The 12,271-nt window shown below is 73.5% G+C and carries 4 protein-coding genes; 1 reads left to right on the forward strand and 3 read right to left on the reverse strand.

Features of this window, described 5'->3' with window-relative positions; genetic code table 11:
* On the reverse strand, positions 1-1,295 hold a 1,295-nt coding region (locus ACY0I8_RS12545), incomplete at its 3' end, for a BCCT family transporter (protein ID WP_461395019.1).
* 492 nt (positions 1,296-1,787) lie between these two features.
* On the opposite strand from ACY0I8_RS12545, the gene ACY0I8_RS12550 reads away from it, so the two are divergent.
* The gene (locus tag ACY0I8_RS12550) at positions 1,788-3,500 is read left to right on the forward strand and encodes an ASKHA domain-containing protein (RefSeq protein WP_461395020.1); all 1,713 of its coding nucleotides are present in this window, start codon (positions 1,788-1,790) and stop codon (positions 3,498-3,500) included.
* Positions 3,501-3,698: 198 nt separating this feature from the next.
* Here the strand turns inward: ACY0I8_RS12550 and ACY0I8_RS12555 are convergent, their stop codons facing one another.
* The gene (locus ACY0I8_RS12555; RefSeq protein WP_461395021.1) at positions 3,699-4,142 is read right to left on the reverse strand and encodes an acyl-CoA thioesterase; all 444 of its coding nucleotides are present in this window, start codon (positions 4,140-4,142) and stop codon (positions 3,699-3,701) included.
* A gap of 87 nt (positions 4,143-4,229) precedes the next feature.
* Positions 4,230-12,218, reverse strand: coding sequence for an SdrD B-like domain-containing protein (locus ACY0I8_RS12560; protein ID WP_461395022.1), 7,989 nt, complete (start codon positions 12,216-12,218; stop codon positions 4,230-4,232).
* Between the last annotated feature and the right edge of the window lie 53 nt (positions 12,219-12,271).

Genomic DNA, 12,271 nt, shown 5'->3' on the forward strand with positions numbered 1-12,271 from the left:
ACGAACATGGCCAGGGCCATGGCCGCGGAGTTGGCGCTGGTCAGCACGAACACGCCCACGAGCACCACGAGCCCCACGGTGAGCACCTGGGTCAGGGGCAGGTGCTGGGCGATGGCGAAAATCGCGCTCTCCACCCCGTGGTCGGTGATGGTCTGGGTCACGTCCCAGTGGATCCCGGCCCCGCCGATCACGGCGTACCACAGGAAGTCGGCCAGGGTGGGCAGGATCAGGGTGGCGGCCACGGTCTGGCGGATGGTGCGGCCCTTGGAGATCCGGGCGATGAACATGGCCACGAAGGGCGCCCAGCTCATCCACCAGGCCCAGTAAAACACGGTCCAGGCGCCGGTCCACTTCTCGGCGACCCCGGGCTCGGTGTAGAGGCTCAGGCCGAGGAAGTTCTGGAGGTACTGGCCGAGGCTGTTGGTGAACAGGTCCATGAAGTACCGGGTCGGGCCCACCAGGAACACGAAGAGCCATACCACGATCGTGGCGTACATGCGCCAGTCGGCCAGCAGCTTCACGCCCTTCTCGAGGCCGGTGTACACGGCCAGGGTGAACACGGCGGTGAGGAGTCCGATGATCACGTAGGTGCCCACGGTGCCCACGTCGAACCCGTAGGCAAACTGGATGCCGCTCTTCATCTGCAGGGCCACGAGGCCCGTGGTGGTGGCCAGGCCGCCCAGGGTGGCGAACACGGCGAAGATGTCGAGGACCTTGCCCCAGGTTCCGAAGATCCGGTCGCCCAGCACATAGTAGAAGGCGCTGGAGAACCGGAACGGCAGGTTCTTGGTGTAGCAGGCGTGGGCCAGGGGCACGGTGAGCATGAGATAGATGGCCCAGGCCGAAAGCCCCCAGTGGAAGAACGACTGGGTCATCGCGTTGGCGGCGGCCTCGGTCGTTTTGGGTTCGCCGCCGAAGTAGGGCGGGGGCGTCATGTAGTGGTAGGCCGGCTCGGCCGGGCCCCAGAAGATGATGCCCGCGGCGATGGCCGCGCCGAAGAGCATGGCGAACCAGGAGAAGTTGGAAAACTCCGGCCGGTCGTCGGGTTTGCCGAGGCGCATGCTCCCGAAGTCGGTGACGAGAAGCAGGAACGAGGCCACCACCAGGAGGAAGGCCGTGAGCAGGTAGAGCCAGCCCCACTGGGTGGTCGTCCAGGAGAACACCGCGTTGATCGTGTTGGAAAACGACGTGGGCGCCACCACGGCCCACAGCACGAAGGCCACGGTGACGGCGGCCGACACCCAGAAGGTGACCGGGTCGTACGGCCGGGTGGAGGGGGTTCGAGAGTCGGGCATGACAAACCTCCTAGGGGGTGGGGGGATGGATGTTCGGCCGCAGGGTGAGCAAGGGCCGTGCCCCCGATCCGGGAAAAGGAGGCTTTGTTCGGCAACCCATGGATACGACTTGGAAAAATGCTACAGGCCCGGTTCGGAGGTCGGGCCGGCCCCTGTTCAAAGACGCAAAATGTTTGGCGGCACGGGAGGAAAAGGGAAAAAGGGTTTGCGGCAAAATTTTTGGCGTTTGCCGGGCCGCGGCCTCTGGGCCGCGGAACTCCCCCAGGGCCCGAAACCTGCAAGCCGATTCCGTGGCGGGGGTCGGTGGACGGATGACAGAGGACAGAGGACAGGGGGTTCCCTGACCTCTGACCTCTGAATCCTGGCCCCCGATACGGCAGCCGCTCCCACGGGTTGGGAGAGCCGTTGCCGCTGGAATCACAAAGGATTTTGGCGTCCTAGCGTCCCAGCCTCCCAGCGTCCCAGCAGAAAGTTGCTTGCAAGGAGCACCCCATGCCCGAGTTCGTTTGGACCCCCGGCGAACGCCGGATCGCGTTTCGCCGGGGCGAGAGCCTGTTGGACGCGCTTCGCCGGGCCGGGATCGACCTGGAGGCGCCCTGCGGGGGGAAGGGCGTGTGCGGGAGGTGCCGGGTGCGGGTCCGGGCCGCGGACGAGGTGCCGGCCACTCCCCACGAGAAGCTCTCGGCGGCCGAGGCGGCCGACGGCGTCCGCCTGGCCTGCCGGCTCGCGCCGGAAGACGGCTGGCGCGTCGAGCCGGCCCGCCCTCCGGAGTCGGATCTCCGGGTCGTGGCCGCGGCGGGAGGGGACGGCGCCCCCGTGCGGCCCGCGGTCCGGGTGTTCCGGGCCGCAGACGGGTGGGCCGTTCGGTTCGGCCGGGGGCGGCCCCGGCCGCTCTCCCGGTGGGAGGCGGCGTGGCGGCCCCGGGGGGTGGCCCTCGATCTCGGTACGACCACGCTGGTCGTGTCGCTCCTCGACCTGTCCTCCGGGGAGCGGCTGGCCGTGGGGAGCGGGCGGAACCCCCAGACCCGGTTCGGCCACGACGTGGTGAGCCGGATCCTCGTGGGGAGCCGGCCGGAGGGCCTGCGGGCCCTTCGGGACGCGGTGCGCTCGGCCGTGCGGGACCTCGTGGCGGGCTGCTGCCGCGAGGCCGGGGTGGAGCCCGAGGAGATCCTGGAGATGGTCGTGGGGGGCAACACCACCATGCTCCACCTGGCCGTGGGCGAGGACCCATCCCCCCTGGGCCACGCGCCGTTTCGCCACCGGCTGCGCACCGGGGCGGCCCGGTCGCTTCGGCCCTGGGGCCTCGGGGCCAACCCGGCCGCCCGGCTCTACCTGCCCCCGGTGGCCCACGCCTTCGTGGGAAGCGACGTGACCGTGGGCCTTTGGGTCACCGGGTTCTTCCGAGCCCGGCGGCCGGAACTCTTCCTGGACGTGGGCACGAACGGCGAGGTGGCCCTGACGACGGGGGTGCGCCGGCTCGTGACCTCGGCCGCGGCCGGGCCGGCCTTCGAGGGCATGGGCATCCGGTTCGGCATGCGGGCCGCCGCGGGCGCCATCGAGCGGGTGGGCTGGGACGGCCGGGACCTGACCGTGGAGGTGATCGGGGGGGGACCGGCCCGGGGGATCTGCGGTAGCGGTCTCTTGGACGCCGTGGCGGTGCTCCTCGACCGGGGGGTGATCGACACGAGGGGCCGGGTGCTCCGGCCGGGGGAGTACGCCGGGCCGGCCGCCCTGCGGGATCGCCTGGGGGAGTACGAGGGCAAGCCCGCGGTGCATCTGGCCGACGGGGTGTTCCTGACCCAGGCCGACGTGCGGCAGGTGCAGCTCGCCAAGGGGGCCATCCGGGCCGCGGTGGACTGCCTGCTGGACGCGGCCGGCCTGGGGCCGGAGGACCTCGGGCGGGTGGTGCTGGCCGGCGGGTTCGGCCTTCACCTCTGGCCCGGGGGCCTGGAGCGCATCGGGCTTTTGCCCCCGGGCCTGGCGGACCGGGTGGAGTTCGCCGGCAACACGAGCCAGGGGGGCTGCGAGGCCCTCCTCCGCGACGCCGGGGCCCGGGGGCGGCTGCGCCGCGCCGTGCGCTCCCTCGAGCACCTGGGGCTCGCCGGACTCCCCGCGTTCCGCGACCGGTTCATGGCGGCCATGCGGTTTCCGCCGGCGGACGTTGGGACGGTAGGACGTTGGGACGGTGAGACGGTAGGACGGTAGGACGGTAGGACGCCCGACGGCCGGGAATCGGGGGACTGCCGTTCGTCGAGTGAACCTCCGTGGGTCGCAGGTCGTTCGTCGTCGGTCGTCCGGCTGTTACGACCTGCGACCTACGACCCACGACCTGCGACCCACGGCAGTTCAGCCGTCCGCACGTCCTAGCGTCCGCACGGTTTCCCGTCCTCCCGTCCGCACGTCCTAACGTCCGCACGGATCCGGCTTCGGTGGGGGCATCGCGCCCTGGGCCTTGGCGACCCGGGCGAGCCAGTCAGCGTCCAACGGCTTGGGGCGGCCGGCCGCGTGGTCGAAGCGCACCTGCACGCTCTCGGCCCGGGCCACCACCCGACCGTCGCCGGCCCGGGCCTCGTAGGCGAAGGCCCAGCTCGTGCGGCCGACCCACTCCACCCGGATCCCCACGGTGACCGCCTCGCCGTACACCACCGGCGAGAGGTAGTCGCACCGGATCGACGCCACCAGGAAGTCGATGTCCTCGATGCCCCGGGCGTCCAGTACCTCCTCGTAGAACCGGGCCCGGGCGATCTCGAAGTAGGTGAAATAGACCGCGTTGTTCACGTGGCCCAGGGGATCGATGTCGCGCCAGCGCACCTCGATCCGGGCGGTGACGGGAAACGGCTCGCCCATCGCGCTCCTCCTTTTAGGAAAGCCCCATAGGGTACCAAAGAAGGCAGGGGCATCCCACGGCCCGGCGCGCCACCCCGGGAGGACGGGCTAGAACTTGCCGACCAGGTTCACGAACCAACCCCGGTCGTCGTAGGAGAGGTCGGTCAGGTCGTCCGAGAAGTCGGTGAAGTTGTACCCCACCCCGAACTTGAGGTTCCGGCCCACGTGGCGGTAGAGCGCCGCCAGGGCGCCCCGGCGCGTGTCCCGGGCCTCCTCGACGTGGAGCCATCGGCCCTCCACCAGAACATCCCACCGCCGCACCAGGTGGAGGTCGGTCCGCAGCACGGCCAGGTGGGCCGTGCTCGAGAACCACTCGCCCCGGTCCCGTTCGGGCCGGATCTCCCCGAGCCGTAGCCCGTACTTGCCCCCCACCGAAAGCCACCGCACCAGGTCGTAGGTGGCGTCGGCCGAGAACACGTGGCTTCGCTGGGAGAACGCGGCTTGGCTGTTCTCCACGGCCAATTGGCCGGGGGAGGGGAGGTCCTCGAAGAAGGTGTATTTGACCAGGGCGTTCAGGCGGTCGTGGCGCACCGGCCGGTACGCGAACCCCACCACGAGTTCCCGGAAGTCGCCGTCGTAGAACTCGCCGCGGCTGCTCCGGCTCACCGAGAAGCTGTACTTGGTGAGCAGCTGCCAGTCGTCGTCCAGCCGGTACGTGAGCCCGTTTCGCATGAGCCAGGTGGTGCGGGTCTCGGCGTCCGACTCGTCCCGGCGGGCCTCGATGGACGACGAGGCCTTGACCCCCTCCCGGCGGTAGCCGGCGCTCACCGTGGCCGCCCTGCGGTCGAGCCGCCCGGCGTTTCGCTCCTCCAGCGTGCCCACCTCGGCGCCGAACCCGAAGGCCCAGGCCTCGTCCGGGGCGAAGTCCACCCCGAAGGCGTGGGTGAGGCCCGACCGGGCGTCCCCGTGGGTGAGCCGTTCCTCGGCGTAGAGGCTCGTCGTGTCCGTGAACCGGGTCCGGCCGCCGGTGGTGAGGTTCCCCTGCCGCGCCCCCGAGCCCCCGTCGGTCCGGTCGGTGGTGAGTTGGTAGCTCAGGTAGAGCTGCGTGCGGTCGGTCACGGCGTAGTCGGCCTGGGCCGTGCCCCCGAACCCGCCGTCGCCGCCGGAGGCCTCGGCCGAGAGCGTGAGCCGTTCGCCGATCCGGGCCCGGCCGCCCACCCCCTGGCGGTCGTTGTCGAGCCGGTCGCCCGTGCGCTCCACCGTGGTCTGGGCGAACCCGTACAGGGCCCACCCGGCCGGGTGGGCGTACTCGAGCTGGCCGGCGAGGTCCGAGCGCACCCCCCGGGTGTCGGCCTGGCCCGTGCCGCCCCGGCGCTCGTCCCGGCCCAGGCCCACCGTGGCCAGCCACCGCTCGGCGATCCGCTGGGTAAGGTCGGCGCGGGTCACCCAGCTCGACTCCCCGCCGGCCTCCTCCCGGGCGTCGTGCTCGGCCCGCAGGCCCGAGGTCTCCGAGAGGGAGATATCCGCCGCCACGCCCCACTCGGTGGTGTCGCGGGCGGTCTGCCGGCCCGGCGCCGCGAACCCGGCCTCCCGGAGTTCCCAGTAGGCCGTGGCCTTCCCGGCGGGCCCCTCGGGATCCACGTCGGCGAAGTCCAGGGCCACCTCGACCCGACCGGCCGAGGCCTCGGTGTCGCCCGGGGCCGCGACGGCGCCGCCCCCGAAGGTGAACCCGCCGTCGGGCGAGCCGCTCTCGTCGCCCCCGGGGCCGCGGCTCCGGCTCACCTCGGCCTTCACGTAGGTGCCGGCGGAGTGGCGCAGGGTGACGTCGGCGCCCACCAGGTCGCGGATTTCGCCGGTCGTGTCCTGCCGGCTCCCGCTCACCCCCACCCGGAGCCGCTCGGTGACCCAGGCCGACACCCGGCCGCCGGTGGCCAGTTCGTCCGTGTCCACGCCGGTGGGCGGGTACTCGTAGGCCACCACCAGGTACACCGGGTTCCCGGCGAGGTCCCGGTCGCGCACCGCGAACCCGTCGGGGGCGGTGGAGGGCAGGGGCTCGGTCAGCACGATGCGGCCCTGGATCGGGTCGATCTCGTAGTCCTGGTCGGGCGCGAGCCGGGTCAGGTGGAGCACCTGCCCGGTGTCCCGGTCGCGCACCTCCACCCGCACCTTCTCGGAGCCCACGGTGATGTTCTGGTGCCGCAGGTAGTACAGCGACCCGCCCGTGCCCCGAAACTCGTCCCGGGCGTAAAGGGTGCCGGGATCGGCCGCGAACCCGTCCACCGTGATCCGGCGCTCGCCGAACGAGGTGGTGGCGTCCGACACCCAGTGGAGCTTGGCCCCGTAGAGGCTCCGCTCGACCTGGGCCAGTTCGGTCTCGGTCTGGGTGGCGTGGAAGTTCCCCCACAGCACGTGGGACTCCCCCTGCTCCAGCCGCACGTAAAGCCGGCCCTGGGTGGGGGCGTCCTCGGTGGTGGTGCTGTCGTCCCCGTACACCGGGTAGTACCGGTCCGGGTCCAGGCGGCGAAGGAGCTGGCGCGGATCCCGGTCGTCCAGGTTCGACAAGAGGTCCTCCAGCTTGCCCTCCCCGGTGTCGAGGCTGGCCGTGAGGAGCACGTCGCCCCGGATCTTGCCCTTGAGGTAGAACGCCACCCGGCCGGTGGGGTCGGTGATCTTGCGCTCGGCGTCGTCGTCGGCGGTCACGAGTTCGATGGGGCCGGTGCCCCGGCTCTGGCCCACCGTGAGGTCGGCGATCCCCACGAGGAACCAGCCGTTTTGGGGAATGTAGAGGGTCCGGCGGTACTCGGCCTCGCCGCCGTCGGGCCCGGGGAGCCGCAGGCGGATCTCGTGGGGCCCGGCCGGCACGATCTCCTCGTGGACGAAGTCCCCGTTGGGGTCGGTGGGCACGGACCGGCCCATGAACCGGACGATCCGGTCGGGCGCGAGGCCGCGGCCGTTCACCGTCACCGTGCCGCCCTCGACGGGGCTCGTGTCCACCGCGATCCGGTTTTCCCCGTAGCCCCGGAAAAGCCCGGCCTCCCCCGGATCGGCCGCCCCCGCGGCCGCGGAGAGTTGGAGTTCCTGGGGTTCGGTCTCGTCGAACCGACCGGCCCCGTCCCGCACCCGCAGCACGTAGCGCACCCGGGGGCCGGCCCCGGCGGGGGGCACCCAGGTGGCCAGGCCGTCGGCCCCCACGGGCGCCACCGCCAGGGGCTCGGCCCGCGGGGAATCGCCGTCCCGGAAGATCCGCACCTCGGCCCCCCGCACCCAGGCGCCGTAGTTCCAGTAGGCGGCGAACCGCACCGGTTCGCCCGGGCGGGCCGGGGAGGGCCAGGCGGTGACGTTGAGCCGCTTTTCCGCCCGCAGGGGATCGTAGCGCATCTGGATGTCGTGGCGGGCCAGGGCGAGTTCGCACTCCCTCTGGTCCCACACCGGGTAGGCGATGCGGGGCCGGTCGGGGTCACCGTCGGCGCTCAGGGCGAACGGCCGAAGCGGCCGCCCGGGCTCCAGCGGCCGGACCTTCGCGGTTTCCCGGTGGATCACGAGGGGGTAGGGCTCCCCGCGTTCCTGCCACGCCCGGCCCACCCGCTCGGCCACGGCCCCGAGCCGGGCCCGCACGAGTTCCGGCGCCTCGTCGTCCCGGGCCAGGTAGGCCACCAGCAACTCCGCCGGCCCCTGGCGAAGCGCCTCGAGGGTCTCGGCCAGGGCGACCTGCCACTCCGGCCCGGGCCGGTCGGTGCCGGGCTCGAAGCCCGCCTCGGCCACCTCGAGCCGCACGATCCGGTGGATCGCGGCCCCGAAGTTCACCTTGACCGCCTTGCCGCGGGTGAGGCGGACCACCCGGGGGTTCTCGGAGGTGGGCCGGTAGCCCAGGGGCAGGGAGGTTTCGTCCACCTTGAGCACGAAGTTGGAGCCGGCCCGCTCGTCGGGCACCGCCACGCAGGCCAGGTGGAACCGGCCGAAGGGGTCCGTTTCCACCACGAGCCCCCGGGCCGTGGCCAGCCGGACCCCCGGAAGTCCCGGTTCGCCGTCGTCGGGGTAGCTGTTGGCGTTGCGGTCGTCGAACACCCGACCGATCACCTCGGCGCAGTCGAACGTGGGGTCGGGCACCACCCTAACCGTGGCCTCGCTCACGTTCGAGAGCACCCGGTTGGCGGGCCCGTGCCGTGCCCACGCCTGGTTGACGTATTTGCCCTCGCCCACGCCGGCGCCCACAACGGCCACCAGCCGGAACTCCCGCTCCTCCTCGGGCCCGAAGCTGAGGTCCTTCCAGATCACCTGCCGGCCCTCGCGCACCGGCTCGGCCCGGTTCCCGTCGGCCCGGCCCGATCCGCCCACGTACTTGAAGCCGGGGGGCAGCAGGTCCACCAGGTCGATGTGCGACAGGTGGGTGGGCAGGGTGTTTCGCACCGTGATCGTGTAGGGCACCAGGTCGCCCCGGCTCGCCTCGGCCACGGGGGTGGTCTTTCGCACCACCAGGGCCCCGTCCACGAACGGGTCCACGGGAAGGTGGTGGTTCACCACCGGGGGATCGCCCGGGGCGAGGGCCAGTACGGGGTGGTACCGGCCGTCCTCTCCCGGGGGCGGCGGCGCCTCGGCCTCGGAAACCTGGTAGGGGTCCGGGCCGCCCGTGGGGTCGAGGGGTTCGGCCCGGGGCGGCACCATGCCCGAAGGCCAGAGCTGCACGTACTCCCCGGGCGGGGTGACCTGGAGCCGGTACTCGCCCGCGGGGAAGTCCCCCACGAGGTCGAACCGGTACGCCCCGTCCGGGCCGGTGCGCTGGTCCTGCTGGCCCGGGAGGAGGTGGCGGTCCGGGTCGAACCCGGCCGGGCCCTCGAGCCGGACCACCGCGCCCTCCACGGCCACGCGCTCCACCGAGTCGTACACGATCCCGGAGGGGTCCAGGGCCAGGTTCTGCCCCGGGGTCGTCACGCCGGGCCGGAGGGTCAGGCCCCGGATCGTGCCCTCCCGGGTGTCGGCCTCGGGAGAGGCCGACCGGGCCCCGCCGTACACCACGCCGGTGACGGGGTGCCGGAACCGCACCTCGTACCCGGAACCCGGCGGGATTCCGCCGATCGCGTAGGCGCCGTCGGGCCCGGTGGCGGTCGTGGCCACCAGGGTCTCGCCCTGGAGGAGTTCCACCGCCCAGCCCTCGGCCGCGGGTTCGCCGGCGTCCCGGGCCCCGTCGTGGTCGAGGTCGCGCCAGGCCTCCCCGGCGAGCGCGGCCAGGGAGGGCCGGGCGCCCACCTGCACCCGGACCGGATCGTCGTCGTTGGGGTCGGCCGGGTCGTTACCGGCCTCGACCCCGTCGTCCAGGGCCGAGTCGCTCAGGGCCGCCGGGGCCCCGTCGCGATAGAGGGTGGCCTGGGTCTCGATGGCATCCCCCGGGGCCGCGGTGACCCGGGCCCGGAACCGCACCGCGACGGTTTCCCCGGCCCCGAGGTCGCCGAGGTCGAGGCCCTCGTCCAGGGCGGAGCGGCCGGGCCCGGGGTCGGGCTGGACGGCGCCGTTCAGGGTTGTGGTCCCCGGCAGGTACTCCGCCCCGGCCGGGGCGGTGGGCTGCACCGCCGAAACCGCCTCGGCCGGCCGGGCCCCCACGTTGGCGACCTCGAGGAGGAACTCCAGGGTGTCGCCGGGTTCTACCCGGCCGCCGTTCAGGTCCACCGCCCGGGCCGAGGCCACCAGGGCGGCCACGTTCCCCACGGTCAAGCGGGCCGGCTGCCGGCCGTTCTCCGGGTCGGGGTCGGCATCGGTGGCCACCTCGGCCACGCCGTCGGCCGACACGGTCCCCTGGACGGCGATCACCGTTCCGGCGGGAAGGTCTGGGGCGACCCGGGTCCGGAACCGGATCACGGCCTCCTGGCCGGGGTCCAGGTCCCCCAGGGCCGCCGCGAGGGCCTCCCCCGCCCCCGGGTCTGCGAGGGGTTGGGCGACCGCCTCCCCGTCGCCGTCGGGGTCGAGGGTGAGGCTTCCGGCCTCGTACCCGAGGGCCGCCGGCAGGGGATTCGTGAACCGGACGTTACGGGCCGCCGCGACTCCCCCGTTGCGCACCACCACGGTGTACTCCACGGGATCGCCGGGGGAGACGGGGACCCCCTCGGGGGCCTCCCAGGTCATGACCGCCCCGAGGGCCGGGGCGTCGCCCACCACCACCTGGGTGGGGTCGGGATCGACCGAGGTCTCGGGGTCGTCGCTGGGCACGGGCCGCGCCGGCCCGGACCCTTCGCCCTCGCCCAGCACCTCGCCCTGGGCCGAGAGCACGGCCCCGTTGGCCAGGTCGGGGTCCAGGGTGACCCGGAACGACACCCGCACCACGTCACCCCGCTCCACCCGGCCCTCGGGGCGGCCCGGGGCCTGGACCGGGATCCCGTCGGCCAGCGGGAACCCGCCGGCCGCGTCGGGCACGGGCACCGCGGTGTCCGCGGCGGCCCGCCCGGCCGCGACCGGGGCGCCCGAGAGCACGGTGCTGCCGGGCACGTAGGTGGTGCCGGCCGGAACCGGCGACCGCAGGCGCACGTTCCGGGCGTGCTCGTCGCCGGTGTTCGTCAGGGTGAAGGTGTAGGTCAGGGTGTCCCCGGGCAGCACCGCCCGGCCGCCGGTATCCGCGGTGAGTTGGAGCACCAGCCGGGGGGACGAGTGGATCCGGGTCAGGGTGGGGTCGTCGTCCGCCGGGTCGGCCGGCTCGTTCCCCGTCTCCTCACCGTCGTCGTCGGCCGCCGCGGCCGAGTCGGTCAGGAACGGCTCCTCGAACCCGGCCACCTCGAGGGTCCCCTGCACCCGCACCACGGTGCCGGACGAAAGGGCCGGCACGAGCCGGGCGCTCCACGACACCGTCACCTCTCCGCCGGCCGGGATCTCGATCCCGGTGACCCGGACCTCGAGGTCGTCTCCCGGCGCCTGGGTCTCGCCGGCCGTGGCCGCGAGTTCCACGACCGACCCGGGCTCGAACTCCCCGGGCAGGGCACAGGCAAAGGTTGCCGCGGTGGCGGGCACCGGGCCGTCGTTTCGAAGCCGGGCCGTGTACCGGAGGGCCGTTCCGGGGGAGGCCTCGGCCGCGTCCACCTCCAGGGTCGCCCGCACCACCGGGGCCCGGGAGGTCGCGGTGTGGTCGGCCCGGTGGTCGTCGCCGGGATCGGGCGTACCGGCCGCCGGGTCCGGCCGGTACGCGCGCACGTCCGGGCCGCCGGGCACCCCGCTCGCGTAGGCCGCGATGCGCGCGGTGTTGGTGAGGGACAGGCCGTCGGCGCTCCCGGGGTCCAGGCGGGCGAGGTACCGGACCCGGAGGCCCTCGCCCGGGAAGAGTTCGGCCGCCCCGTCCGGGATCCGGAGCGTCAGGGTTCCGGTGTCCGGGTCGTACTCGGCCTGGTAGTCCCCGGGCGCCAGGGGTGCCGGGTCGCCCGAGGCGGGGATCCGCTCCACGGCCGCCACCCCGGGCTCGCTCCGGCGCATGCCCTCGGGGAGCACGTCCCGCAGTTCCGTGGGCCGGCCCGGCCCGGTGCCCCGGTTCGTGATCTCAAGCACGTATTCCGCCGGCGTGAGGAGGTCCACGGTCTCGGGCCCGGTCTTCGCGAGCACGAGGTCGGGCTCCACCACGCGCACCTCGTGGTCCGGGGCGGTGAGCGTGGCGACGACCGTCCCGCCGGACCGGTCCCGCACGCTCGCCCGCGCCCCGTTGGCGAACACGACGCCGTCCGCGTTCTCCGGCACGTCCCTCACCCGGACCTCCACCTCGACCCGGGCCTGTCCCCCCGGGGCGACGGCCGGCAGGGTCAGCCCGACGCGGTTGCCCTCGTGGAACGGGGCGCCGGCGGGGTCGCCCACCACGTCCCCGCCCACGTCCACCGCCGTCACGACCACGTTTGCCGGAACCTCGTCGGCGACCTCCACGTCGTAGAGGGTCACGTTCACCGGGGTGGCGGGCACGAGGATCGTGTACCGGAACGTTTCGCCCACCGAGGCGGTTTCGGGCCCGAGCACGGCGATGTCCGTGACCGTCTGGGTGGTGAGGGGTTCCGCCGTGACCGGCCCGACCGTGCCGTAGTCCTTTCGCACGGCCTCGGTGGGGTCGTCGGCCGAGGGGAGGGAGTAGAAGTGGTCCACCCGGGCGGCGTTGGTGAAGGAGACGTCGGGGCCGACGTCGGCGTCCACCGTGG

The sequence above is a fragment of the Deferrisoma sp. genome (assembly GCF_054681715.1).

Excerpts from the sequence above, each read along its gene's own strand:
- ACY0I8_RS12550 (WP_461395020.1), top strand. The coding sequence starts at position 1,788 with ATGCCCGAGTTCGTTTGGACCCCCGGCGAACGCCGGATCGCGTTTCGC.
- ACY0I8_RS12555 (WP_461395021.1), bottom strand. The coding sequence starts at position 4,142 with ATGGGCGAGCCGTTTCCCGTCACCGCCCGGATCGAGGTGCGCTGGCGC.